Source organism: Salegentibacter haimaensis, from assembly GCF_054121495.1.
In genome coordinates this window covers 1-24,365 of sequence record NZ_JBSYGH010000020.1, presented here as the reverse complement: position 1 = coordinate 24,365, position 24,365 = coordinate 1, and the positions used below count along the sequence as shown (strand labels likewise).

Here is a 24,365-nt window from a genome sequence, read left to right as displayed (position 1 = left end):
GTAAAAAATAAAAATACACTGAAATTCACACTTTAATGGGAGAATCAACGTATTTCTAGGCTCAATAAGTGAAATTCACATTCATAATCACAGGATAATGTGATTATGAATGTATTCTTATATATTTTAAAGGATTTAATTGAACCTTAATATGGAATTTTTAAAACCTGCTATAGAAATCAGCCTCCTTTTCGAAAAAATTCTTATTGTAGTCTTCTAAACTATTTATTTCAACACGATGAAATTCAGCTAAATAAAGTCCGCCAAAAATGAAGTAATTGAAGTCATAATGTAGAAATCCACCCATTCTCTTTAAAAATTTCGAGTTCTGCTCAACTATAGCTTGTGGTTTATTAAGATAGGCATTAAAAACATTAAAGTCGTGATATTGATATACGTGTATGATTTCGTGAGAAATTGTTTGAAAATCATTTGGGTTATCCCTGCCCAATATTATAGAGGTTCCAATAGTTAGTCCATTAACGGGTAGACCTCTATTTCTTAAATTATTTCCAGAGAATACAAATTCTCCCGTTCTCAAACTTAATCCACCTTTAAAATGATATTGTGAGGCAGTATATGCTGTTAGCAAAAACGCGACAGGCATAATTTTGTATCTAACGCGAATTCCATCAGCTAACTCAAACTCAATTCTGTTAAAACCTATATTTAAATTCCATTGTTCCCAAAAATTACGATTTTGGGCGGCATTTTCAATTATTGATATTCCGGTAGAGTTTAAAATTTTACCAGTCCATCCGTACTCCAGTTTTTCATATCGGGAAATCTTTCCTATATGCCTTTTACTCTCATAGACTAAATAACCTCCCAATGCCCCCTGGGCCAAACTTTTTAAGAGAACTTCGCCAACTTTTTTATCATTAGGCTTATTGATTACCGCGCCAATTGTACTGAAGATCGCCCCGACTCCAATATTATATAGTGCCGCTTCAGTATTATTATTTTGACTTTCTGCTTTCGCAGGGTAAAATAGGATTAATAAAAGGAAGATGTTTAAATAGTATTTTAATGACATTCAGAAATTTTAGTGATTCCCTGCAACTAAATTACATTTTTAATATACGTGGATAAGAATTAGCAGATTTTTATTATGAACTCCAAATTTAAAAGCACTCATTTCCAGAGTATTATTTCCGAATTACTAATACGACTTTTATCTCTATTATCATTGCTATAAAGGAGTAACAACTAAACATATGATTTTTTGATTTTCTATTCTCCTATAAATAATTTTTGGGTAAATACATACACTAATATCCCATTTAGTAAAATCGACCCAATAAAAATACAAATGGCCCAAACCGGGTAGGCTTTAGCATTTTTTAGTTCTTCAGTAAGACTGGACATCTCATTTTTATGAGAGTCTAAGGTCTTTTCAATTTCCTCCCGCTGTTGTTGAAGTGCATTTTCGAGTTTGCTACTATCAATGCCGATTTGTTCCTTTTGAATTTTCTCCAGTCTTTGTACTGTTTTTTCAAACTGGCTTATTTCAGAGACAAGCAGCTCACTTAATTGTTCTAGTTTTGTCATACCTCAAGAATTTAAATTCCTATATCCATTCCTTTTGAAATCGCTTTTTTGATAATTTCTTTCGCTATAGTTTTTATCATTCCAGATGATAGTTCTACGGTTTTAGAGGCTAGCTTTACCTGGGTGTTGACCTTCAAAAACTGAGATATCCCTTGCTCTGCACTCAGGCGTTTTCCAATATTACCACCACTCATCGACCTGTGAATCTCACTTCCTTTGAGGTTATATTTATCGAATTCAAAGCGAAAGCCCTGGAGTTTGTTGCTTTTGTTGATACAGGGAATCACCTTAACTCCATTGGTCTGCATTCCTTCCATATATTCCTTAAAATTTTTCGGTTTAAACTGGTTAAAAGTCAATTCGTGCCGTCTTTTAATCTCGGCTCGAATAGCCTGCAGGTTGTGATCTTTTTCCCATTGTACTTGTTTCACGGTTGTTAATTTCATTCCCTCAGCAACTTTTTCCGCTGCTTGCTGACTGCGCTTTCCAATAAAACTATCGCTATAGGCCTGTCCCTTAAAATTTACACGATTTACATAGAGGTGAATATGTTTATGTTCCTTATCCTTATGTACGAAAGCTATTGCCTGCCGATCCTTTAAGTTCATTTCCTTTAAAAACTGCTCACATATTTTCGAAAGTTCTTTATCCCCAAGTTTTTTCCCGTCTTCAATGGTGGGGCTTATGATAAAAGAAAGGGTATTATTTTTACAATCATTATTTAAATCCTGGGTTAACCTGAATTCAGCACTTACTTCCCTGGGGTCCTCTCCGGTAATGTTTTGAGAGAACACAATTTGAGCATCCTTTTCCTGGTTCCAGCCATAAGACATAGCTGCCCGGGTATGTGAAATAGCTTTTCCTTTCCCAATCATTAGTGTATTTTTTTAAGATGAACCTTTATTTCATCGGCCAGGTCATATACCGTTTTGGAAAGTTTTGGATCTCGTTTCCGGAACATATTGCCAATAGACTTAAAGTTATTATGAAACTTCACCAGGGTTTTATAGATTTCGATATGATCATCTGAAAGTCTTTCCTTGATATCCTTTTCATAGATAGATTTCCGACAAAACTCACTTAATGTTATTCCGCTTTGCCTAGCTTTAATTTTCAACATCTTTTTTTCATAAATCGAACACCTGAATTTTATCCATTCACTTTTCCCCTTAAAAGACTCTTTTTTTTCATTGCGACCATCGGGAGCAATCAAGATTGTGCCCACAGGCACACATCTTGCACTTCCTTCCAAGACCTCTAACTTAATTTGAAGTTCTTTGCTTTCCTGTTCAGTTATTTCCTTTTTCTCCAGATCAGCAAGTAGATCCAGAAAACTTCGACCTCGTATTTTTTTGGAAGTTGTAGTTATGTGCTTAGGCTTTTTCATTTCTAAGTTTTTCATTAAGATCTTTATAGATTAAATATCCGGCACTACAATCGGTTATATGAGAAAAAAGGTTTACCAGTGAACCGGTTGTCTTTTTGCCTGCAGCGTCGTTATCCAGATAGAGATATACACACTCATACCGAAGAAGGAACTTTTCAATTTTATCTAAAAAGGACAGGGAATTCAGCACGATACAATCTGATTGCTGCATCAGGATCCTATCAAAAACAACAAGGGATAAAAAATCAAACATTCCTTCTGTAATTACCAGGGTAGAGGAAGAATGAGAGAAAAAGGTATAGGACTTAGGTGAGCTGGAATTTTTACAATACTTATTTCTTAGTTCCCAACCCCCAAGATTGTTTTTGAGTCCAATGGAATAAAATCGCTTGCCATCAATTTCATAGGCTACCTCTCTGCAATATTTATTTGCGATTGTGTGGGGAATACAACGTTGTTTCAAATAATGTAATAGACCAGGCCTTGAAATATCTGAGATGCTATGAATTTTGAGTTTTGGTTTCTGAATTACTTTCCTAGAACGAGGCGGGCAAAAAGAAAGAATAGTTTCAGAATGTAGATAATTCAGCGCTTTTCGATTAGAACAATTCTTTAGTAGCATAATAAGGTCAATAATATTACCGCCCTGCCCGTTTCCGAAATCATACCATAGATTTTTATGCAAAGAAACGTTGAAAGATGCCTGCGTTTCTGACCGTAGGGGACTCAGAAACCAGGCTTCTTTCTCAGTTGTTCTTGTGGGGAAGTGACCTAATTTTGCAAGCGTGGTAACGATGCAAATATTACGGGCGCTTCTCCACGAATTCGTATTGCTTTCCATTTTTTCTTTTTTTAATTACCCATTTACCCAAGGCCGTTAATAATGAAGTCTTGCATATTTTTTAATATTTCCATTAATCCCCACAATTACCCAGGGTAGATAGGAGGTAGTTTAATTTTCCAGTTGGTTACCCACCCTGGACCTTGAAAATCCGGACCTCTGGTAATATTGGGTAATTAGGTAACTAATTTTACAATTACATCTCCAGAGGTGAGGTTTTGAATTTTGGTTTGACCAGATATCCATACACGCGATTTTCAGTAGATTTAATTCTCTCATAATCGAGCGCTTTCAGAGCCCGACCCATTGTGTACATATTTAACCTTGGATTAATACAACTGAGCTGTAGAACTATATCAGAGGCAGTTTTAAAATCTTCAGGTTCCTCACTTTTTTCATAATATTTAAGCAGTAATTCTTCTTCCATACTTGCCTGCCGGAAACCTTTATTTCGTTCCTCATTAACCTTAATATCCTTGATAGTGAGTTCTGGAGTAAAAACTTCATCTACATAGGCAAGATGGTAAGCTTGTGCCCACACATCGTGTATATTAATCTCCCTGGAGTAAGCAAAATCAATCTTATCATTTAATTCAAAGCACAACCACCTAACAGAACCGGTTTCATCATTTAAAAAAGTAGATCTGTTAGTAGACCCAATAAAACTGCAGGTTCTATATAAGCTGGTATTCTTCCTGTCATAGGGCAATCTTTCATTAATCATTGTCTTTGAAAAATAAGCTTTGAGAGCATTGATTTCTTTACGTGCCAGCACCGATAATTCGTCCAGGTTAATGATGAAATTTCTGGATAATTGAATCCTTGCATCCTTATCTGTGGTCATATCTTCAGCAAAATATTTCGAAAGGGGAGGGGGGCAAAGAAATCTGCACCAGGTAGATTTTCCTGAGTTTTGATTAGGATGAACTAAAACCAGGCATTGTTTATTAAAATAATGAGGTTCAATACCACACTTTACTGTTCTTACCAGCCATTTTTTGAAATGATATAAGAAGAGTTCGGGCTCCTTTAAAGGTAAGTAAGAAGCCAGTTTTTTAATATGATCCTCCCCATACCATTTATGAAGAGAAGAAAAGTATGTTTCAATTGGATTATACTTTTCAATAAGATGAGATCGAAGAAAAATATCCAATCTGGCCGGATTAACTTCTATATTAGATCGAGCTAGTTCTATCAATAATGAGTTAATATCCAGGATTTCAAATTGGTTAGTCCCTTTTAGGGATATTTCAAATTCCTGACCGATTTCATCAAATCTCAAATCATACTTTCTGGAAGTATATTCAAAGAGAGAATCATAGATTGTCTTTTTACTGGGTGCCTCCACATTATATAGACTTTGCCTTTCGGTTTTCATAGTTCACAGATTTAATGTGTAAATCTTTTATTCCGAAAAGCATAATCAAGAGCCTCATTATTGATTTCTTGTTTGGATTTACTCTGATTGGAAAGCAGCCATTCATCCAGTTTCTCTCTTGAAAAATAAATTTTCTTACCCCTGGGTTTGGAAAAGGGGATCTCACCGTTGGCGGTTAACTTGTAAAGATAACTTCTGGAGATACCTGTATAATTACTAGCCTCTTCAATAGTTAATACATTTTTACTTGTTCGGATTAAATTTTCAATACGATCAAGTTTTTCTAAGATTTTTAAATCGTTCATTTTAATAGAATTAAAGATTAAAAATGAACAAAAGCGCTTTTGTTAGTTGAATTCTTGCGCCAATTTAAGAATGGAAACAAAGGAGAATGTATGCTTTGAATACCAGGTATGTATAATAGTATGGTAAGTATACAATTTAGAGGTTGCAGATAAAAGCTCAATTTTATTTGTTGTCACATACAAAATTCTGGTAAGCCCTGTTATTATATGTTAAAGCATATAAAACCTGTTTTATCTAGAAGTTATTCTTACAAAAGGTATAATCCACAAACAGGAATATTGCAGAAACATGTTCAGGGAATTGACTTGTTCCTTGTACCTGAACAACAACAAAAAATGAACACGTAAAATTATATTTTATTATAGAAGTCAAAGCTAAAAATGAAATATATCAATTCGCGATTCGCGAATCGATAAGTTTTTATTCAATCAGCTTTAAATATTTTAAAAAAAAGCCAGAAAGAGGTTAGTATGATGGAGAGATTATTAGACACTATTTCAAAAAATCTCTAAAATTTTCCTGATTTATTATCTGGACCTCAGCTTTGTATGTATCTGAGAAAATTTTCGGAATTTTCACTTTGTTTTTTGAATTCCATTTTATCTCATAGCCTTTTATTAATCCCGCGTCTTCTTCTACATAATCGATTTCCTGCTGGCTAACCGTTCTCCAAAAATAACCTTTGGCCAAAGAAGAGTTGTAAGCCATGGTTTTTAGCCTTTCGGTAATTAAAAAGTTTTCCCAGAGATTACCTTTGTCCTGTCTGGTCTGCAGTGGATTTAGGTTACCAATAATCATATTCCTGACCCCGGTATCGTAAAAGTATATTTTCTGGTTAGTTTTAATTTCGTTTCTCAGATTTTTGCTAAAGCTCGGAAGTTTGTAAATTACGAAAGCCTGGCAGAGTAGATCAATATATGCAGCTACAGTTTTCTTATCAATTCCCAGCATTTGGGATAATTCATTGTAGCTAACCTCACTACCAATTTGAAATGCTAAGGCTCTTAAAAGTTTCTCTAATACTTCTGGTTTTCTAATCCCACCGTAGCTTAAAATATCTTTATATAAATAGCTATCGGTCAATTGCTTTAAAATTTCTTTTTCTTCTCCCAGATTATTAATTACATCCGGATACATACCGTAAATAATTCTTAATTCTAATTGTTGTTCGGCTTTTATATAACCGACATCCATCTCGAATTCTGACCAGGAAATTGGATAAAGGTGATACTCCCATTTTCTTCCTGTCAGTGGTTCCTGAGTTTGGTTATTTAATTCGAAAGCGGAGGACCCACTCACTTGTAATTGTACAGATTTTAATTGATCAGTAATTATTTTAAGAGTAATCCCAATATTCTCTATTCGTTGAGCTTCATCAATAAATACTATAGAATGCTTACCTATAATATTTCTGAGCTGCTCCAGGTTAGGATTTGAAAGTAGCTTTCTAACTGTTGGATCGTCTCCATTTAAAAATAAATAATCTTTTTCTTCCAATAGTTTATTGAAAAGAGTGGTTTTTCCAACCTGTCTTGGGCCAATAAGCAGGATTACTTTTCCAGTTCCAAAACGATCTATTATTTTATCTTCTAAAATTCTTTTTATCATAATCAGGGATTGTAATCCCCAAATATAACTATTTTCAGGGATTATAATCCCCAAATATTGATATTTTTAGGGATTGTAATCCCCAAATATCATCTCTTGTAAAGATCAGGCTTACTTTAGTTTTTCAAAAATTGAAATTAGTACTTCATTATTTTTCGAAACAGGGGTTCTGGTAGGAGCATTTTTCAGGGTATTGTAGTTATACCTTTTACCATCTGTACGTAATATCAATTTTGAATTAATAAATAGATCTTTCATAGTCATTGTATTATTAGGGAAGGCACTAGAAAGATGGTCATAGAATTCCCGGGTGCTTGGCCCATCCATATTTAAATGGATTTTAGACTGGTGTTCATCCCAATTTTTAGTGAGTACATTTTTAAAATCCTGAAGACTGGTTTTTTTGGAATTAAGAAGATCATACCTTATTAGGTCGTGATATAATATTTGGAGTTGCACATCTGGAATACCCAGATTAAAGCAACTTTTTGTTTCTGAAAAATTAGTTGCATTTTGATGCCGGATACACTTTTTGAATTTATCGGTCCAGGGAATAATCGAGAGGTAAAAGCCAAGGATGAAAACGATTATAATCATAATCGGTAAGAAAGAATGTTCAGTTTGAATGGAATTCAGGGAATATACCATAAGATGCATCAGCCCCAATCCCAAACCAAGAAAAAGCAACCTTGGTTTTTCAATATTTGCTTTCCAGGTTGAGGCCAGGTCTAACATAAAATTTAGGAATAACGGTGAATAATGTAATAGAAGCTTCCCATAAATAAATATGAACCCTAGAGTGGTGATATATTCGATTAAATCAAAACTCATAATCCATTTCAAGCTCAGGAATCAGGTTAGCTGCTTCCTTCTTTTTCTTATCTACAATCTTGGCATAGACCTGAGTCGTCCTAATTTCTTTATGACCTAAAACTTTAGAAACGGTATAAATATCTGCTCCATATTCCAGAAGTAATACAGCGTGTGTGTGCCTGGCACTATGGAATGTGATATGTTTGGTAATTCCGGCGCGCATACACCAGCGCAATATTTCTGCATTAAAATGGGCTCCATATTTCAATCCTTGAAAAACGCGGTTACTTTCTGGCTGTCTTTTGCCCAGTAGTTGTCTGGCCTGATTGGAGATATACTGGTATTCCTGACCCGAAGTTTTCATTTGTTTAAAAATTAATCGAGAACCCTCGTCTTCATCTCGAACCTCCAGCCAGGTAAGCTTATTTATATCACTCCAACGTAGCCCGGTAAGACAGCTAAACAAAAAAGCATTTTTAAGAACCTGGTATTTGCAGTAAGCTTTAGCCATTGCCTGAAGCTCCTCCTGGGTAAGATATTCTCTTGTAGTTTCCCCCTGTGCAAAACCTTTTACGGTAGTGGCATAATTTCTTCTGGTATAACCATCGTCAAAGGCCTGTCGTAAAGCAGCCTTAAATTTATTATAGTAGGTATATTTAGAGTTCTGAGATAGAGAGGTATTGGATTTTGTTTTTGCCTTTTTATTTAAATATTTTTTAAAGCCAAGTACAAAATCTTCATCTATGTCTTCAAAGGTTATTTTTTTTCTGCCAACATAAGCAGCTATATGATTCTGAGCAGCATCCCAATTATCATAATTGCCTTTACTTTCATATCTTTCTTCTTTGAGTTTGTCATAATAAGTAAGGAACAATAATTTATCTTTTGACCGATCTTTAATACCATATTTTCCTTGGGCATATTCCGCTCTACGGATAGATAGAATTTGTTCAGCTCTTAAGAGTGTTTCCTCATTTTCTCTCTTTTCGGAAGGGGTTTTTGGCGAAATGTGTAGGTACTCTTTTAAATATTCAGTTTCTCTTATACCCTTTGTTTTTCCTTGTTCATCTACGGTGGTTCCTTTATAATAATCAAGGTAAAGACTATACTTCCCGGAGGCCAGCTTCTTTTTTCTCAGTTTTATTTTCATAACTATCTTATTTCCATAAAGATAATGCAAAATATAATACGAGATACAAAATTTGTATCTCGTATTTAAAATTTAACAACGAGATACAAAAAAGATACAAATAATGGTTTAAATTAGTATAATAATGGAAAGGCACAAAAATAAAAAAGAGGCTTTAAGGCCCCTATTCTATTGAGTTTTTGTAGTATTTAATATCAAATGACATCAAATAAAATTTCCTTTTTATTTTCCAATACAAAAATTAGAAAATATATTCCCCAGCAACTCGTCGTTAGTGACCTCGCCGGTGATCTCCCCAAAATAATGCAGGGCCTCGCGTATGTCTATCGCCAACAGGTCGCCCGAAAGATTGTGGTTTAACCCGTCTTCTACTTTATTGATCTCTTCCAGAGCCTGGAGAAGGGCGTTGTAATGTCTACTGTTGGTTACAATAGTATTATTATTTCTAAGAGCCCCGGTATTTACGAATTCCAGCAGCTTCATCTTGAGCTCTTCCACGCCCTCCCCGGTTTTAGCGGAAAGCATATGTAGATTCGCTCCCTCAATAACTTTGAGTTGATCCTTCAGGTTTCTTCTTTGCTCTTCGTCTAAAAGGTCGATCTTATTTACCAGAATTAGAAGTGGCTTTTGCGGAAAGCGATTTTTTATTTTTTCGATCTCTGGAATTGCAGACTCCATTATTCCCCCTTCGGAATTTAGGGGGCTTAGAAAAATAACCACCTGCGCCTGACTTATCTTCTCAAAAGTCCTTTTAATTCCTATGCTTTCAACCACATCCTGGGTTTCACGAATTCCGGCGGTATCGATAAACCTGAAACCAACTCCGCCTATACTCATTTCGTCCTCAATACTGTCTCTGGTAGTACCTGCGATATCAGATACTATGGCGCGCTCTTCGTTGAGTAAAGCATTGAGCAGGGTAGATTTTCCCACATTGGGCTCACCCACAATGGCTACGGGAATTCCATTTTTCAAAACATTCCCGGTGGCAAAGGAATCGATAAGCCTTTTTAGAACCTGCTGAATTCGCGCTACCAGGTCTTTGAACTGATCCCGGTTGGCAAATTCCACATCTTCTTCTGAGAAATCGAGTTCCAGTTCTATCAGAGAAGCAAAATCCAGTAATTCCTGTCGTAACCGCTGAATCTCATTCGAAAAGCCACCGCGCATTTGCTGCATCGCCATTTGGTGGCTGGCCTGGTTTTCAGAAGAAATAAGGTCGGCTACGGCTTCGGCCTGGCTTAGGTCCATTTTTCCGTTTAAAAAGGCGCGCATAGTGAATTCTCCGGCTTCAGCCGAACGGCAACCTTTTCTAATTAGTAATTGAATGATCTCCTGCTGGATATAAGGGCTTCCGTGGCAGGAAATCTCTATGGTTTCCTCGCCGGTATAAGATCGCGGCGCACGAAATACCGAAACCAGGACTTCGTCCAGCGTTCTTTCAGCATCCACAAGATTCCCCAAATGCAAGGTATGAGTTTCCTGTTTTTCCAAAGGTTTTCTGCTTTTCGCCTTAAAAAGAGGAGCAACGATCTCTATGGCCTTTGGGCCCGAAACCCGAATTATGGCGATAGCTCCCGCTCCCGAAGGCGTGGCAAGAGCGACAATGGTATCATTCAATTTCATAGCGCAAAGATAAGCCACCCCCGAGCCCCTTCCAAAAATGTATATGACAATATAATATACAGGCCATTTGTAACAAATTTCACCGATTAAGGTCTTATATTTAAGGAGATTATCATTTTATCGTAAATTCGTAAATATGAACAAATATAACTACTCCCCTGAAGGGGGAGGCCGGGCGGGGGCTATGAGAGAAGACAATCAAATGCTAATGCTTACGCATCTAAGCCAGTTACTGGACCTGGTAACCGGGATCGGCGGATTTATTGTGCCCCTTATACTTTGGCTTACACAAAAAGATAAGGTCGCAGGGATGGACTATCACGGGAGAATGATCCTCAACTTTCAAATAAGTATGTTTATTTATTCAATTTTGGCTATTCCGCTCATTCTCTTATTCGGGCTGGGAATCTTTGTTTTGATCGCTATTGCGATTTTGGTGATTATCTTTCCTATCATCAATGCGATTCGGGTAAGTAACGGTCAAATGCCCGACTATCCGCTAAGTATCAAAATTTTTTAATAATAAAAAACCTCACAGGTTTTGTAACCTGTGAGGTTTAATCTATAATTCTAAGAAGAAGAAAAGACTTGTAATTCCCCTCTTCAAAAGCCTTTGGCTTAATTATTAAGCATTACCGGCATTACCAGCATCGTGATTTTCTCTCCCGGATCGAGTCCGTCGGCCGGGGTTAAAATTCCGGCACGGTTTGGCAGGCTCATTTCCAGTTGCACTTCATCTGAAGTTAAATTATTCAACATTTCGGTTAGGAAACGCGAGTTGAAGCCAATTTGCATATCGTCTCCCTGGTAGGCACAGGTAAGTCTTTCTTCGGCTTTATTGCTGTAATCTACATCTTCGGCTGAAATATTTAATTCAGCACCGGCAATTTTAAGTCTCACCTGGTGCGTGGTTTTGTTGGAGAATATAGAAACCCTGCGCACAGAACTCAAAAACTGATTTCTCTCAATCACCAGTTTGTTAGGATTTTCCCGTGGAATTACCGCCTCGTAGTTAGGATACTTCCCGTCTATTAGTCTACACACCAGTTGCGTGTCATCAAAAATGAACTTGGCGTTAGACTCGTTGTATTCTATTAAAACTTCGCTTTCACTGCCGGCAAGTATGTTTTTAAGCAAAGTAAGCGGCTTTTTAGGCATAATGAACTCGGCAGCCTGGGAAGCGGTAACATCTTCGCGCGAATATTTCACCAATTTGTGAGCATCGGTGGCTACAAAGGTTAAACCATCGGTTGAAAACTGAAAGAAAACCCCGCTCATCACCGGGCGTAAGTCATCATTTCCTGAGGCAAAAATGGTTTTGCTAATCGCAGTAGCCAGGATATCACCTTCAATTACGGTGCTGCTGGGATCTTCGAGTTCTACAGGCTTCGGAAATTCTTCGCCATCGGCATAGGCCAGCGCGTATTTTCCGTGGTTTGAACTTAGTTCTATAGTATTGTTATCTTCAGCAACAAAGGTTAGGGGTTGCTCGGGAAAGGTTTTTAGCGTTTCCAAAAGCAGTTTTGCCGGAACGGCGATTTTCCCTTCAGAATCTGATTCCACACTGAGTTTAGCAGACATTGTGGTTTCCAAATCTGAAGCTGAAACCGTGAGTTCCCCCTGTTTTAGATCGAAAAGAAAATTGTCTAAGATGGGCAGGGTGTTGGTATTGTTAATTACTCCGCCCAGTATTTGAAGCTGTTTCAGCAGGTAACTGCTGCTTACGATAAATTTCATCGGCTTGTTGTTGATTTGTTTGAATCAGTTACAAATATATTTGAATCCTTCAAAAGTTTGGGGGATTCTACCGGCTTTTTATTAACAGATTTTCAGAAGAAAAGCTCGTTAATATATTTGTTTCCAATAAGTTATTTGAATCTCTTGCAGCTAAATTGTTAATAAGAAATACAGGCATTAAAAAGTCTCTTCTATCTCTGATAACGTTTTTTGCGGAAAAATTGAAAGACAAATCCGAAAATACCAAGTAAAAGCAGGGGTAGAGCGAGGTTTATGAGCTGCCATTGCAAACGTTCTTCAGCGGTTTTTTCAGCATCCAGAAAGGCCAGACGAATCTCCTTACTGCGAATATTCATAAGCCCGGTATCATCTAACATATAATTCACCGCATTAAGCAGAAATTCTTTATTTCCATAAGTATTGCCGGTAAAACGCTGAAAACCGAGTTCCAGCGGTTGGCCTTGCTGCACCTCGTTTTTAATGACATCTCCGTCTGAAATTACCAGCATTTGGGTAGATTTGCTTTCATCTCTTGGGTTTTCTATGCCGAAGGGTTTGACCCTGTTTTTATAAACCGAAGTGAAATTTCCTTCCAGAAGCACTGCCAGTGGCTGTTCCCCTGAAGTATAAGCAGCCATATCGGGCTCCCGGCTTACCATTTCAAGGCTAATAGGCAAGGGGGCGCCTTCTACCTTTGTGCGTGGCGAACTGCTTAACAAAATGGTTTTCTGCACCTCATTTTTAAGCGTGTCGATAGGGTTGGCATATTCGAATTTTACCGCTTCGATATTGTTCACAATGGGGTGGGAATCTGGCGAAACAGTTAAGGGCGAATAAAACCAGGGGTAAGGGTTATAGCGCGTATTGTTCCCAGAACCGGTGGCCAGGATGATGGGCGCTGAATAAATATCGTTTACCAGGCTCGGGTTAATTCTTATTCCATAACTAAAGAAAAAATCCCCCAGGTTCAGGTCGCGGGGATAAGCCAGGGCAGTACCTTGCGGATTCAGCAGGCTGTCGGTTTCCATCACCACATTTTCAGTAAGCCATAGACTTTTCCCGCCGTTCATCGTGTATTGATCGAGTATATATTTCTCTTCTTCGGAATAAGGCTGAGTGGGTTTGGCCTCGATAATGAGATCGTATTCTTTTAATTGTTCCAGTGTTTTCTGCGGATTTACCGCTGCTGAATCTAAAGTGAAAGGCGCCAGCAAATAATAATCCTGAAGCCGGCGTATAAAATCGGCGATCTGTACATCGGGAAGTTCGCCGTTTCCGCGCATTACCGCAATCTTTTTTTCTCTGGGTTTAAGTAACCTCATTAAAGCATCTGCAAAAGCATATTCCAAATGCTGTACAGAATTTGTTACCCTCTCCTCATCGCTGCTTCCCAACTGATTCTTTAGCAAGGGAATTTTTACGCTTTTATTCCCGCGATTGGCGATGGCCCAGGGAAAGATAATAGCTTCGGTGTTCCTACCGTTTTCCATCACACTAAGCCTGGCCGGTTCCATTCCCATTTTTAGAAATTCCTGGGCTACAGTCTGGGCGTCTTCTCCATCCTCTAAAGGATTATTGAAATTGAACTTGATATTGGAATTATAAGCCGAAAATTCCTCGAGCAATTGCCTGGTCTCATTTCTAAGCCTTCTGAATTCGGGCGGGAAGGCACCTTCGAGAAAAACATCTATTATTATGGGTTCCCGGGCTTCTGAAATAAGTTCTTTTGTTGCAGGGGAAAGCGTGTATCGCTTATCGGCGGTAAGATCTATTCGGGTAAAGAAACTCGCGGCCAACCAGTTGATGAGCAGTAGCGCAATAAGCCAAAGCAGCAGGTTTTGGTATGTTTTTAAATTTTTCAAGCTTCAGGAATTTTTTTTAGAGGCATTCAACTTCAGCTCGCTTAATTTGAGAAAGAGGATAACCACACTCAAAAAATAGATAAGGTTGCGGGTGTCAACAACCCCGCGGCTTATGCTTTGGTAATGATAATTAATTCCGAAGTATTCCAGGCCGAAATTTTCACTGCCAGAAATTCGCATATCGCTTAATCCGTCAAAAGCGAAATAAGCCAGAAAACATAAGAAAACTGCTAGAATAAAGGCTACGATCTGATTGCGGGTTAGGCTGGATGCGAAGATCCCAATCGCGGTATAGCAGGCTCCAAGAAAAATTAAGCCGAAATAAGATCCCAGGCTGGCACCCATATCAAAATTCCCGGGTGGGTTTCCAAGTTCTGAAATGGTAAATACATAGATCAGGCTGGGAATTAGCGCTAAAATCACCAAAACCAGGCTGGCGGTGAATTTGCCCAGAATCAACTGCCAAAGGCTTATAGGTTTGGTGAAAAGCAATTCAAGAGTACCTTGTTTTTGTTCTTCAGCAAAACTCTTCATCGTGATAGCCGGGATCAGGAAGATAAAGATCCAGGGCGCCAGGTTGAAAAATGGTTTTAAATCGGCAAAACCATTGTCCAGAATATTGTACTCTCCCGGAAATACGAAAAGAAAAAGTCCGCAAAGTATAAGGAAGATTCCAATTACCAGGTAACCGGTTAAAGTTGAAAAAAATGAGGTGATTTCTTTTGTGAAAATTGCAAACATCTACTTTGATAAAAATTATGCCTGTCCCAGACTTAAAACTTTTGACAAACCTAACTTTATTTTATCGGAAATTTCGGGACTTACTTCGCCGATTTTTTTAATAAATCGATTCTCGGATACCGATCGAATTTGGAAACAATCGGCCGATGATCTTTTAGAAAGCCCATTTTGTTGTGTCGGGGTTAATGGGATCATCCAGGCTGCAATTTTATATTTCGCTTTCCAGTCTGTAACCGGAATAATAATTTTTAAAGGAAGTTTCCCCAGGCCGTTATCATTAACGATAATGGCCGGCCGTGTTTTTTTGATTTCTGCACCCTGCGTTGGATCAAGATTTATTAGCCAAATTTCATTTTGCTTCATAAAATTCCTCAAAATCTAATTTTGTAAAAGCAGTTAATTCTTTGTTTTGGCTATACTCATCGAATAATTCTTCACTGGCCAGGTTTAAACCTTTGCTGGTTTCTGCTAAACGAATGCTTCGTAAAGTCTCCTCAATTACCCGTATTTTTTCTCCTAATGGGAGCTCTTCAATACATTTTAAAATTTCCTGGGTACTCATTCTACAAATATTGAATTATAAAGATACTAATTTAAGCCGCGATCCAGGGTTTTTCAAATAATCTAAATTTTTAATCAAATAGCCTGCCTTCTACCTACTTAAGTTTGTCTACTGAATCCACGCTCCAGGCCTCAGGCTTTTCGTTGAACATCTTTTTGGTGGTATTCCAGATTCCTTTAAATAATTCTGAATTCCGGTAATTTTCAAGAGCAGTTTCATCTTCCCAGTAACTGTAGGTGAAAAACCTGTGTGGATGATCTTTATCGCGTAGTAATTCCAGGTGCTGGCATCCTTCAAAACCCCTGATTTTTTCTTTTTTCTTTTCGAAATTTTCGAGAAATTGAGGAATTTGATTTGGGTCGAAGCCCATTTTTACTATTCGTATAAGCATTTACCTGAAATTTATGGTGATGGTGTCTCTGTGTTGTAAGCCAAACAAACTGGAAGCGCTCCCCACAGTAGACGGATTGCTTTTGTAAATCGCAAGTTCAATATACCCGGCCGAGTTGAAAAGGGCAAGTTTTCTTCCGTCTTCCTCACCTCGTTTATCTTTTTCGAGATCAAAATTAATCCAGTCTGAATAGGATTCGTAGATTTCAGTAAAATTCACCGAACGGGCACTGAGATTAAATTCTCTTCCTTTTCCTACATTTTCAAAAAGTTTTCGCGAAACATTGGTTACCACATTTCCGTAGTTATCGACATAGATCACATAGCCGATAATCTGGTTTTTTTCTGCATTGATAATCGGCTCAAACTCTTTCATATCTTTAATTTGAGCGATGCTTTTACCAATTACTTCCAGAGTGCCGCCACGGGCCAAATGAGCCGCAACTTTTACAAAAACATTGAGCACGGGAAAATTTTTTCCAACCTTATCGTGAATATTGATTTCCACGATTTTTGTAGGATTTATTTCTGAAGCGATCAATCCCAAAATCCCGTTATTGGCGCAGATAAAATAATGCTCATCGAGTAAAACCGCGAGATGTTTATTTTCGGGGGTGAGTTCAGAATCTATCCCAATAATATGAATGCTTCCCGGGGGGAAACTCTTGTAGGCATTTTTAATGATATAGGCAGCTTCACTAATATGAAATGGGGAGATGCTATGTGAAATATCAACAATTTTCACATCATCTAATTCTGTATAAATCGCCCCTTTAACCGTTCCTGCAAAATGATCTTTCTCCCCAAAATCGGTAGTTAAGGTGATTATGGCCATAGATGATTGTTAATATTTTTTTAACCTGAAGCGGCTTATTTTGTGTAAGTTTGTATAGAAAGCGAAGATAAATTTATTTTAGGCATTTTAATAGCGAATAACCTAAAAAATAAAGTCTGAAAAACCTGAAATATCAACCTACTTAAACCCATAAGCCTTTGAACGAAATTGTTATTGAACTTTCAGAGATCAACCCCCGGGAATTTTTTGGTCAGAATAATGAGCATATAGAATTGCTCAAAAAATACTTTCCCAAGTTAAAGATTGTGGCCAGGGGAAGCCGCATCAAAGTATTTGGAGACGAGGAAATGCTGGAAGAGTTCGATAAACGATTTTCAATGCTTATGGACCAGTTCGGGAAATACAATAAGCTCGATGAAAATGTAATAGAAAGGGTGCTCACCAGTGGGGATGAGGAAGATTACCAAACTTCAGCTGAAAGTGGAGAAGTACTGGTACACGGCGTTAGCGGTAGATTGATAAAAGCCCAAACCGTGAACCAACGAAAGATGGTAGAGCTTTCCAAAAAAAATGATTTGGTATTCGCCATTGGCCCTGCAGGAACAGGAAAAACTTATACAGGGGTCGCCCTGGCTGTGAAAGCCTTAAAAGATAAGCAGGTTAGAAGAATTATTCTTACCAGGCCGGCTGTAGAGGCCGGTGAGAATCTCGGATTTTTGCCTGGGGATCTTAAAGAAAAGCTCGACCCCTATATGCAGCCGCTCTACGATGCCCTTCGGGATATGATTCCGCACGAAAAACTGGAAAGTTTTATAGAAAAAGGAGTGATACAAATTGCACCTTTGGCATTTATGCGGGGGCGTACCCTCGATAATGCATTTGTTATCCTCGATGAAGCCCAGAACACTACTCACGCTCAAATGAAGATGTTTCTTACCCGAATGGGGAAAAACGCAAAATTCATCATAACCGGCGACCCGGGACAAATCGACTTACCAAGACGTGTGATTTCAGGTTTAAAAGAAGCTTTGCTGATTTTGAAAGATGTTAAAGGCGTAGGTATGGTTTATCTCGATGATAAAGATGTGATTCGACATAAGCTGGTGAAAAAGATCATTGCCGCATATAAAGAAATAGAGCATAATGATTAAATATCAAAATAGGCGTTTGAGAAGATTCCTTTAAAATCCAAATTTTTACCAGATAATATAAATTATTCAATGCAAATTCCAAGTAATACAATTACCACAACCAATTTTAATTTTCCGGGACAAATTTCAGTTTACAAAGGAAAAGTTCGGGATGTGTATAGTCTTGAAAACAAAAAACTGGTTATCGTTGCCACCGACAGGCTTTCGGCTTTTGATGTGGTAATGCCTAAAGGCATTCCCTATAAAGGTCAAATCCTAAATCAGATCGCAACCAAAATGATGGAAGCCACCCGCGACCTGGTGCCCAACTGGCTTGAAGCTACACCCGATCCCAATGTGGCTATTGGTGCTAAATGTGAGCCTTTTAAAGTGGAAATGGTGATTCGCGGGTATCTGGCCGGTCACGCCGCCCGGGAATATAATGCAGGAAAAAGAAGCTTGTGCGGAGTTGCTCTGCCCGAAGGTTTAAAGGAAAACGATAAGTTGCCTATGCCCATCATTACTCCGGCCACCAAAGCCGAACAGGGCGAGCACGATGAGGATATCTCACGGGAAATGATTATTAGCAGAAATATTGTTTCAGCCGAAGATTATAGGATCCTGGAAGATTATACGCATAAACTCTTCAGGAGAGGTGCCGAAATTGCGGCTAAACAGGGTCTTATTTTGGTAGATACCAAGTATGAATTCGGAAAAACACCCGAAGGAGAAATTGTTCTCATCGATGAGATTCACACCCCCGATTCTTCCCGGTATTTTTATGCTGAAGGTTACCAGGAGCGACAGGAAAAAGGCGAGCCTCAAAAGCAACTTTCCAAAGAATTTGTAAGGCAATGGCTTATTTCTGAAGGCTTTCAGGGGAAAGAAGGCCAAAAACTGCCAGAGATGAGCGATGAGTATATCGATTCGGTTTCAGAACGATATATAGAATTGTTTGAGAAAATCACCGGTGAAAAATTTGAGAAAGCCGATGTTTCAAAGCTGGAAGACAGAATTCAGAAGAATGTCGAAGATTATTTGAAAAAGGAATAACTTCAGAAGAAATTTTTAATAAAAAAGCGGAGCGAAACTTATCGACTCTGCTTTTTTATTTTCTGAACAGAAATTAATTTCTGTTGTTAAATTGATAAAAGCCCCGCAGGGACAGCTTATTCCTCGCAAATCTCGATACAATTCTTTAAATTGCTGGTTTAACCACAAATTTTAGAATTAACCTGTTTATTTAAATTATGAGTAATTATCACATCAAGAATCTTGAAGAATATTTTCAGATATATAGAAAATCGGTAAGAGAGCCAGAAAACTTTTGGGAAGAAGTAGCCGAAGAGCATTTCACCTGGCGAAAACGTTGGAATAAAGTATTGGACTGGGATTTTTCCAAACCGGAAATTAAATGGTTTCAGGATGCCAAATTAAATATTACTGAAAATTGTATAGACAGGCATTTGTTTACCCGTGGCGATCAAACGGCGATTATCTGGGAGCCGAATGGGCCCGAAGAAGAGTCTAAAAAAATAACTTATACTCAACTTCACAAAGAGGTAAATAAATTTGCCAATGTGCTTAAGTCAAAAGGGATTGCTAAGGGTGATCGGGTTTGTATTTACCTGCCAATGATTCCTGAGTTAGCCATAGCTATGCTGGCTTGTGCAAGGATTGGTGCCATACATTCGGTGGTGTTTGCAGGTTTTTCTTCTAAAGCACTGGCTACCCGTACTAACGATGCCGATTGTAAAATGATGATTACGGCCGATGGTTCGTACCGCGGAAGCAAAACCATCGATCTTAAAGCTATTGCCGATGCTGCGCTCGAGGATTGCCCGGGGGTAGAAAATGTTTTGGTGGTAAAGCGGTTGAATTCTGAAATTTCGATGAAAGAAGGTCGCGATGAATGGCTTCAGCCATTACTTGATGATGCTTCTGAAGAATGCCTGCCTGAAATCGTGGATGCCGAAGACCCCTTGTTTATTTTATATACTTCAGGATCTACAGGAAAACCCAAAGGGATGATGCACACCACCGCTGGTTATATGGTGTATACGGCCTATACCTTTAAAAATGTTTTTCAGTACAGAGAACACGATGTATATTGGTGTACCGCCGATATCGGCTGGATTACCGGGCATAGTTATATTCTATACGGCCCGCTTGCCAATGGTGCCACTACAGTGATGTTTGAAGGAGTTCCGTCTTACCCCGATTATGGAAGGTTTTGGGAAATCGTTGAAAAACATAAGGTGAACCAATTTTATACTGCTCCCACAGCTATAAGAGCCTTGGCAAAGAAAAACATTGAATTTGTTGAAAAATACGATCTGTCTTCTCTAAAAGTGCTTGGTTCTGTAGGAGAACCCATTAATGAAGAAGCCTGGCACTGGTATAATGACCACGTTGGAAAGAAGAAAAGTCCTATTGTTGATACCTGGTGGCAAACCGAAACCGGTGGGATAATGATTTCGCCGATTCCCTATGTAACACCTGCCAAACCTACTTATGCCACCCTGCCTTTTCCGGGGGTGCAACCTGCTCTTATGAATGAACAGGGGCAGGAAATTAAGGGGAACCAGGTAGAGGGACGATTATGTATTAAATTCCCCTGGCCGGGAATGGCAAGAAGCATTTGGGGAGATCATCAGCGATATAAAAACACGTATTTTTCAAGTTTTGAAAATATGTATTTTACCGGCGACGGAGCCCTGCGCGATGAGGTTGGTTATTATCGAATCACCGGTAGAGTAGACGATGTCATTATTGTATCGGGGCATAACCTGGGAACTGCGCCGATTGAAGATGCCATTAATGAACATCCGGCGGTGGCTGAATCGGCCGTGGTGGGATATCCGCATGAAATTAAAGGAAATGCGCTCTACGGATTCGTAATTTTAAAAGAAACCGGGGAGAGTAGAGACCGGAATAATTTGAGAAAAGAAATCAATCAACAGATTTCAGATAGGGTAGGACCCATAGCCAAACCAGAGAAAATTCAGTTTGTAAGCGGCCTGCCAAAAACCCGAAGCGGAAAAATTATGCGAAGAATTTTAAGAAAAATAGCTTCAGGAGACACTTCCGATTTAGGCGATACTTCAACATTGCTGAATCCTGAGATAGTAGAGGAAATTATTAATGAAACTTCAAAGGTTTAAAATACATTTCTGGATTAGAAAAATGCCTCCCAAATCCGGAGGCATTTTTTATAATTCTATTTGGTAATCTTTTATCAATTCCAAAATACACTTTTCAGTCTCAGAGAGGGAGGCGTAGTCTTTATCGCTTTCCTCTTTTACATTCTCAAAATATGGAGTGATTTCACCGGTTTCGTAGGCGTTAACTATTCTTGGATGTACGTAGTAACTTCGGCAAACCGCTCTGGTATTGCCCAATCCTGTGGCCGCAGCGTCAAAAGCTTCCAGGATATTTTTTTTGTTTTGTTTTTCATCCTCTGTATACCCGAGCTCCCGTAAGGTTTCAAAGAAAATTTTGGAAGCGCTCCATGTCCTGAAATCTTTGGCTGAAAAAATTTCACCACAAATTTCCTGGATATATTCGTTTATCATCCCGCTATCAATGGCCTGTTTTTGGCCGTTTTCGTCATAGAATTTAAACAGTTCCCAGCCGGGGATTTCTTCGCATTGGTTTACCAGTTTAATCAGTTTTTTGTTACGCACCGTTACCGAATGTTCTTTCCCCTTTTTCCCGATAAATTCAAATTTGATCTTATTTTTAAAGGTTTTAACGTGCCGGGTTCTAAATGTGGAAAGTCCATAAGTCTTGTTGTTTTTGGCGTAGTAGTGGTTTCCAATTCTAATATGAGTTTCTTCCATTAAGCGAATAACCAGCGCCAAAACCTTTTCCCTGCTCATACTTCTTTTCTGAAGATCCCGGTTTACCCGTTTACGAATTTCCGGGAGTTTTTCACCAAAAGCAGCCATTTTAAAGAATTTTGACTCATTTCGAATTCTCATCCAAAGCGGATGATACATATATTGTTTCCGGTTTTTTTCATCTCGGCCCACTACCTGTAAATGTCCGTCTTCGTGCTTTGAAATTCGTACCTCTTTCCAGGCCGGGGGAATAACCAGTTTTTTAATTCTATCTAAGGTTGTGGGTTTTTCCACTCTATTACCGTTAAAAAGATAAGTAAAACCGCGACCCCTACGCTGACGCCTAATACTTAAATGTTCTTCAGAAACGTATCGTAAATTAGCCAAATCTATGGCTTCGTATGGATTGGTGATAATTGAATTTATCTCTTCAGGAGAAATGGTCATTTTTTAGCTTTTGCTAAAATTAGGTTTTTGCCTGAAGTATCCCTGATAAGGATTTGTGAAAGTTGCTCTAATAAAAAGGTAAAATATGGCAGGATAATAGGCAAGAAAAACTCCCTTTGGAAAGGGAGTTTGATTTAAACCTGAATTTTTTTATTGAAAATAGCTGAAATTTTCTCCTTCTTTGAGGCCCAACACGCTTTCATAAATCAACCTGATCACGTTCTCCACATCGTTTTGATGCACCATCTCTACAGTGGTATGCATATATCGTAAAGGTAAGGAGATCAAAGCCGATGGCACCCCGCCATTGCTATAGGCAAAAGCATCGGTATCGGTTCCGGTAAACCTTGAATTTGCCAGCCGCTGAAAAGGGATTTTATTTTTTTCAGCAGTATTAATAAGGTATTCCCTCAATTTATTTTGTACAGCAGGAGCATAGGCGATTACCGGTCCCTCTCCAATTTTCGTCAAACCATTGGTCTTTTTCTCGATCATAGGAGTGGTGGTGTCGTGGGTTACATCTGTCACTATAGCCACATTGGGCTTAATTCTATGAGTAATCATTTCTGCACCCCGAAGCCCGATTTCTTCCTGCACCGAATTGGTGATATATAAACCAAAAGGTAATTTCTTTTTATTCTCCTTCAGCAGGCGGGCTACCTGGGCGATCATAAATCCGCCAATACGATTGTCAAGTGCCCGGCACACAAATTTGTCATTGTTCAGAATAAAAAATTCATCAGGATATGTGATCACGCAGCCTACATGAACGCCGAGCTTTTCTACTTCCTCTTTCGAAGTACAGCCTACATCAATGCAAATATTTTCCATCTTGGGGCTTTCTTCCTTTTCCTTGCTTCGGGTGTGAATGGCCGGCCATCCAAACACCCCCTGAACGATTCCTTTGCTGGTATGAATATTTACGCGTTTGGAGGCAGCGATTTGATGATCGCTTCCGCCATTTCGAATAACATAGATAAGTCCGTCGTCGGTAATATAATTTACATACCAGGAAATTTCATCGGCGTGGCCCTCAATCACTACCTTATACTCTGCTTCAGGATTAATCACTCCTACAGCAGTGCCATAGGTGTCGGTTATAAATTCATCTACATAAGGTTTCAGATAATCCATCCAGATTTTCTGGCCTTCAGCTTCATAGCCTGTAGGCGAAGGATTGTTGAGGTATTTTTCAAGGAAATCCAGTGACTTTTTATCAAGTATTTTTTTGTGTTTCATATAAAATTGAATTTAGACGAATTTAATAAGTTTTAAATGCATAGCAATTGCTTATTGATTAATTTTGGAATGGTTTTCGATAAATCATTGCTGAAATTACAGTTTATGAATAGAAGTCTCCTTTTAATAATGTTGCTAATAGGTTCACTGGGGTTTTCACAGGAAAATTTCCCGGAATCAGATACCATTGAAAAACGCTATATGATTATCGCGGGTGACACTATTGCACGAGAGGCTATAGATTTGGATGAAGTGGTGTTGCTGAAGAAACTAAAATTTGATTCTTCTGAAGATCGAAAGCGTTACCTTATATTAAGGAGAAAAACCAAAAAGGTTTATCCTTATGCAAAACTTGCTTCAGAAAGGTTGATTACTCTCAATAGCAGGTTAGATGATATTAAGTCTAACAGGGACAGAAAGAGGTATACCAATATGGTGCAGAATTATATTGAAAAAGAGTTTTCTGCAGAATTAAAGAAATTAACCCGAACCGAAGGCCAGATTTTAGTAAAGCTAATTCACCGCCAAACCGGAACTACGGCATTTAATTTGGTGAAAAACCTGAAAAGCGGCTGGCGGGCCTTCTGGTATAATACTACCGCAAGTATGTTTGATATCTCCTTGAAAGAGGTATACGATCCCGAGAATAATCAGGAAGATTATTTGATTGAAGATATTTTACAGCGCTCATTTATCAATGAAGAATTGGAGCCTCAGGGTACGGCTTTAGACTTTAAATATGTAGAACTTACCGATAAATGGAGTCGAAGGAGTAGCCGTGCTAATTAATTTATAATTTTATTTAGAATTTAATAGGCTGGTAAATAGGTTCCTGCAATTGAGGGCTTATTTTTTTTAGATTTTTTCACTTTCCCCCTTGCCCAACTCAAAACTAGGCGTATCTTTGCATCCGCTTTCAGGGATAACGGGAGTTAAGCTGTAGGCGGGAGTTCTTAGAA

The 24,365-nt window shown here is 38.4% G+C and carries 25 protein-coding genes; 5 read left to right on the top strand and 20 right to left on the bottom strand.

Annotated elements, in window-relative coordinates; genetic code table 11:
• Window positions 1–160: 160 nt before the first annotated feature.
• From ACW6QP_RS14440 to mnmE, 11 genes are all read right to left on the bottom strand, one after another.
• Complete coding sequence (locus ACW6QP_RS14440) at window positions 161–1,036, bottom strand: hypothetical protein (RefSeq protein ID WP_457911580.1); 876 nt, start codon at window positions 1,034–1,036, stop codon at window positions 161–163.
• Window positions 1,037–1,233: 197 nt separating this feature from the next.
• A complete protein-coding gene (locus tag ACW6QP_RS14435; protein WP_457911579.1) occupies window positions 1,234–1,551 on the bottom strand; it encodes a DUF6730 family protein in 318 nt (105 codons plus the stop codon).
• Window positions 1,552–1,562: 11 nt separating this feature from the next.
• Window positions 1,563–2,426: a relaxase/mobilization nuclease domain-containing protein gene (locus ACW6QP_RS14430; protein ID WP_457911578.1), complete on the bottom strand. Its 864-nt coding sequence runs from the start codon at window positions 2,424–2,426 to the stop codon at window positions 1,563–1,565.
• Window positions 2,426–2,938, bottom strand: coding sequence for a mobilization protein MbpA (gene mbpA, locus ACW6QP_RS14425; RefSeq protein ID WP_457911577.1), 513 nt, complete (start codon window positions 2,936–2,938; stop codon window positions 2,426–2,428). Before mbpA ends, ACW6QP_RS14430 begins: the two co-directional genes overlap by 1 nt.
• Window positions 2,925–3,779, bottom strand: coding sequence for a toprim domain-containing protein (locus ACW6QP_RS14420; protein WP_457911576.1), 855 nt, complete (start codon window positions 3,777–3,779; stop codon window positions 2,925–2,927). Before ACW6QP_RS14420 ends, mbpA begins: the two co-directional genes overlap by 14 nt.
• Window positions 3,780–3,975: 196 nt before the next feature.
• Window positions 3,976–5,157 (bottom strand): VapE domain-containing protein, encoded by a 1,182-nt coding sequence (locus ACW6QP_RS14415; RefSeq protein ID WP_457911575.1) that lies wholly within the window; start codon window positions 5,155–5,157, stop codon window positions 3,976–3,978.
• Between the two features lie 11 nt (window positions 5,158–5,168).
• Complete coding sequence (locus tag ACW6QP_RS14410) at window positions 5,169–5,462, bottom strand: helix-turn-helix domain-containing protein (RefSeq protein WP_457911574.1); 294 nt, start codon at window positions 5,460–5,462, stop codon at window positions 5,169–5,171.
• 493 nt (window positions 5,463–5,955) lie between these two features.
• The gene (locus ACW6QP_RS14405) at window positions 5,956–7,071 is read right to left on the bottom strand and encodes an ATP-binding protein (RefSeq protein ID WP_457911573.1); all 1,116 of its coding nucleotides are present in this window, start codon (window positions 7,069–7,071) and stop codon (window positions 5,956–5,958) included.
• Between the two features lie 111 nt (window positions 7,072–7,182).
• Entirely contained in the window at window positions 7,183–7,806 is a 624-nt protein-coding gene (locus ACW6QP_RS14400; protein ID WP_457911572.1) for a hypothetical protein, read from the bottom strand.
• 85 nt (window positions 7,807–7,891) lie between these two features.
• Window positions 7,892–9,034 (bottom strand): tyrosine-type recombinase/integrase, encoded by a 1,143-nt coding sequence (locus ACW6QP_RS14395; RefSeq protein ID WP_457911571.1) that lies wholly within the window; start codon window positions 9,032–9,034, stop codon window positions 7,892–7,894.
• A gap of 222 nt (window positions 9,035–9,256) precedes the next feature.
• Window positions 9,257–10,660 carry a tRNA uridine-5-carboxymethylaminomethyl(34) synthesis GTPase MnmE gene (gene mnmE, locus ACW6QP_RS14390; RefSeq protein ID WP_457911570.1) on the bottom strand — a complete coding sequence of 468 codons (1,404 nt, stop codon included), beginning with the start codon at window positions 10,658–10,660 and terminating at the stop codon, window positions 9,257–9,259.
• Between the two features lie 184 nt (window positions 10,661–10,844).
• Between mnmE and ACW6QP_RS14385 the strand changes: the two genes are divergently transcribed.
• Window positions 10,845–11,180: a DUF4870 domain-containing protein gene (locus tag ACW6QP_RS14385; protein WP_457911590.1), complete on the top strand. Its 336-nt coding sequence runs from the start codon at window positions 10,845–10,847 to the stop codon at window positions 11,178–11,180.
• 98 nt (window positions 11,181–11,278) lie between these two features.
• Here the strand turns inward: ACW6QP_RS14385 and dnaN are convergent, their stop codons facing one another.
• The 7 genes from dnaN to ACW6QP_RS14350 all read right to left on the bottom strand — a co-directional run bounded on the left by dnaN (window position 11,279) and on the right by ACW6QP_RS14350 (window position 16,787).
• Window positions 11,279–12,397, bottom strand: coding sequence for a DNA polymerase III subunit beta (dnaN, locus tag ACW6QP_RS14380; protein WP_457911569.1), 1,119 nt, complete (start codon window positions 12,395–12,397; stop codon window positions 11,279–11,281).
• A 191-nt stretch (window positions 12,398–12,588) separates the two neighbouring features.
• Window positions 12,589–14,259 (bottom strand): gliding motility-associated ABC transporter substrate-binding protein GldG, encoded by a 1,671-nt coding sequence (gldG, locus tag ACW6QP_RS14375; protein WP_457911568.1) that lies wholly within the window; start codon window positions 14,257–14,259, stop codon window positions 12,589–12,591.
• A 3-nt stretch (window positions 14,260–14,262) separates the two neighbouring features.
• Window positions 14,263–15,000: a gliding motility-associated ABC transporter permease subunit GldF gene (gldF, locus tag ACW6QP_RS14370; protein ID WP_457911567.1), complete on the bottom strand. Its 738-nt coding sequence runs from the start codon at window positions 14,998–15,000 to the stop codon at window positions 14,263–14,265.
• A 15-nt stretch (window positions 15,001–15,015) separates the two neighbouring features.
• On the bottom strand, window positions 15,016–15,363 hold the full coding sequence (locus ACW6QP_RS14365) for a type II toxin-antitoxin system PemK/MazF family toxin (protein ID WP_457911566.1): 348 nt from the start codon (window positions 15,361–15,363) through the stop codon (window positions 15,016–15,018).
• Window positions 15,350–15,562: a hypothetical protein gene (locus ACW6QP_RS14360; RefSeq protein WP_457911565.1), complete on the bottom strand. Its 213-nt coding sequence runs from the start codon at window positions 15,560–15,562 to the stop codon at window positions 15,350–15,352. Before ACW6QP_RS14360 ends, ACW6QP_RS14365 begins: the two co-directional genes overlap by 14 nt.
• Window positions 15,563–15,656: 94 nt before the next feature.
• Window positions 15,657–15,953 carry a putative quinol monooxygenase gene (locus ACW6QP_RS14355; RefSeq protein ID WP_457911564.1) on the bottom strand — a complete coding sequence of 99 codons (297 nt, stop codon included), beginning with the start codon at window positions 15,951–15,953 and terminating at the stop codon, window positions 15,657–15,659.
• Window positions 15,954–16,787, bottom strand: coding sequence for an SAM hydrolase/SAM-dependent halogenase family protein (locus ACW6QP_RS14350; RefSeq protein WP_457911563.1), 834 nt, complete (start codon window positions 16,785–16,787; stop codon window positions 15,954–15,956).
• 158 nt (window positions 16,788–16,945) lie between these two features.
• On the opposite strand from ACW6QP_RS14350, the gene ACW6QP_RS14345 reads away from it, so the two are divergent.
• The 3 genes from ACW6QP_RS14345 to acs all read left to right on the top strand — a co-directional run bounded on the left by ACW6QP_RS14345 (window position 16,946) and on the right by acs (window position 21,042).
• Window positions 16,946–17,899: a PhoH family protein gene (locus tag ACW6QP_RS14345; RefSeq protein ID WP_457911562.1), complete on the top strand. Its 954-nt coding sequence runs from the start codon at window positions 16,946–16,948 to the stop codon at window positions 17,897–17,899.
• A gap of 69 nt (window positions 17,900–17,968) precedes the next feature.
• Window positions 17,969–18,931: a phosphoribosylaminoimidazolesuccinocarboxamide synthase gene (locus tag ACW6QP_RS14340; protein WP_457911561.1), complete on the top strand. Its 963-nt coding sequence runs from the start codon at window positions 17,969–17,971 to the stop codon at window positions 18,929–18,931.
• A 197-nt stretch (window positions 18,932–19,128) separates the two neighbouring features.
• Complete coding sequence (acs, locus tag ACW6QP_RS14335; RefSeq protein WP_457911560.1) at window positions 19,129–21,042, top strand: acetate--CoA ligase; 1,914 nt, start codon at window positions 19,129–19,131, stop codon at window positions 21,040–21,042.
• A 48-nt stretch (window positions 21,043–21,090) separates the two neighbouring features.
• Here acs and ACW6QP_RS14330 read toward each other — a convergent pair whose 3' ends face one another.
• Window positions 21,091–22,167: a DNA topoisomerase IB gene (locus tag ACW6QP_RS14330; RefSeq protein ID WP_457911559.1), complete on the bottom strand. Its 1,077-nt coding sequence runs from the start codon at window positions 22,165–22,167 to the stop codon at window positions 21,091–21,093.
• A 150-nt stretch (window positions 22,168–22,317) separates the two neighbouring features.
• The gene (locus ACW6QP_RS14325; protein WP_457911558.1) at window positions 22,318–23,406 is read right to left on the bottom strand and encodes a M42 family metallopeptidase; all 1,089 of its coding nucleotides are present in this window, start codon (window positions 23,404–23,406) and stop codon (window positions 22,318–22,320) included.
• A gap of 105 nt (window positions 23,407–23,511) precedes the next feature.
• Here ACW6QP_RS14325 and ACW6QP_RS14320 point away from each other — a divergent pair, with 105 nt between their 5' ends.
• Window positions 23,512–24,195, top strand: coding sequence for a DUF4294 domain-containing protein (locus ACW6QP_RS14320; protein WP_457911557.1), 684 nt, complete (start codon window positions 23,512–23,514; stop codon window positions 24,193–24,195).
• The last annotated feature ends 170 nt before the right edge of the window (window positions 24,196–24,365 follow it).

Bases quoted from the DNA above. Each gene is read 5' to 3' on its own strand.
- ACW6QP_RS14440 (WP_457911580.1), bottom strand. From the start codon at position 1,036: ATGTCATTAAAATACTATTTAAACATCTTCCTTTTATTAATCCTATTT.
- ACW6QP_RS14435 (WP_457911579.1), bottom strand. From the start codon at position 1,551: ATGACAAAACTAGAACAATTAAGTGAGCTGCTTGTCTCTGAAATAAGC.
- ACW6QP_RS14430 (WP_457911578.1), bottom strand. From the start codon at position 2,426: ATGATTGGGAAAGGAAAAGCTATTTCACATACCCGGGCAGCTATGTCT.
- mbpA (WP_457911577.1), bottom strand. From the start codon at position 2,938: ATGAAAAAGCCTAAGCACATAACTACAACTTCCAAAAAAATACGAGGT.
- ACW6QP_RS14420 (WP_457911576.1), bottom strand. From the start codon at position 3,779: ATGGAAAGCAATACGAATTCGTGGAGAAGCGCCCGTAATATTTGCATC.
- ACW6QP_RS14415 (WP_457911575.1), bottom strand. From the start codon at position 5,157: ATGAAAACCGAAAGGCAAAGTCTATATAATGTGGAGGCACCCAGTAAA.
- ACW6QP_RS14410 (WP_457911574.1), bottom strand. From the start codon at position 5,462: ATGAACGATTTAAAAATCTTAGAAAAACTTGATCGTATTGAAAATTTA.
- ACW6QP_RS14405 (WP_457911573.1), bottom strand. From the start codon at position 7,071: ATGATAAAAAGAATTTTAGAAGATAAAATAATAGATCGTTTTGGAACT.
- ACW6QP_RS14400 (WP_457911572.1), bottom strand. From the start codon at position 7,806: ATGTTAGACCTGGCCTCAACCTGGAAAGCAAATATTGAAAAACCAAGG.
- ACW6QP_RS14395 (WP_457911571.1), bottom strand. From the start codon at position 9,034: ATGAAAATAAAACTGAGAAAAAAGAAGCTGGCCTCCGGGAAGTATAGT.
- mnmE (WP_457911570.1), bottom strand. From the start codon at position 10,660: ATGAAATTGAATGATACCATTGTCGCTCTTGCCACGCCTTCGGGAGCG.
- ACW6QP_RS14385 (WP_457911590.1), top strand. From the start codon at position 10,845: ATGAGAGAAGACAATCAAATGCTAATGCTTACGCATCTAAGCCAGTTA.
- dnaN (WP_457911569.1), bottom strand. From the start codon at position 12,397: ATGAAATTTATCGTAAGCAGCAGTTACCTGCTGAAACAGCTTCAAATA.
- gldF (WP_457911567.1), bottom strand. From the start codon at position 15,000: ATGTTTGCAATTTTCACAAAAGAAATCACCTCATTTTTTTCAACTTTA.
- ACW6QP_RS14365 (WP_457911566.1), bottom strand. From the start codon at position 15,363: ATGAAGCAAAATGAAATTTGGCTAATAAATCTTGATCCAACGCAGGGT.
- ACW6QP_RS14360 (WP_457911565.1), bottom strand. From the start codon at position 15,562: ATGAGTACCCAGGAAATTTTAAAATGTATTGAAGAGCTCCCATTAGGA.
- ACW6QP_RS14355 (WP_457911564.1), bottom strand. From the start codon at position 15,953: ATGCTTATACGAATAGTAAAAATGGGCTTCGACCCAAATCAAATTCCT.
- ACW6QP_RS14350 (WP_457911563.1), bottom strand. From the start codon at position 16,787: ATGGCCATAATCACCTTAACTACCGATTTTGGGGAGAAAGATCATTTT.
- ACW6QP_RS14340 (WP_457911561.1), top strand. From the start codon at position 17,969: ATGCAAATTCCAAGTAATACAATTACCACAACCAATTTTAATTTTCCG.
- acs (WP_457911560.1), top strand. From the start codon at position 19,129: ATGAGTAATTATCACATCAAGAATCTTGAAGAATATTTTCAGATATAT.
- ACW6QP_RS14330 (WP_457911559.1), bottom strand. From the start codon at position 22,167: ATGACCATTTCTCCTGAAGAGATAAATTCAATTATCACCAATCCATAC.
- ACW6QP_RS14325 (WP_457911558.1), bottom strand. From the start codon at position 23,406: ATGAAACACAAAAAAATACTTGATAAAAAGTCACTGGATTTCCTTGAA.
- ACW6QP_RS14320 (WP_457911557.1), top strand. From the start codon at position 23,512: ATGAATAGAAGTCTCCTTTTAATAATGTTGCTAATAGGTTCACTGGGG.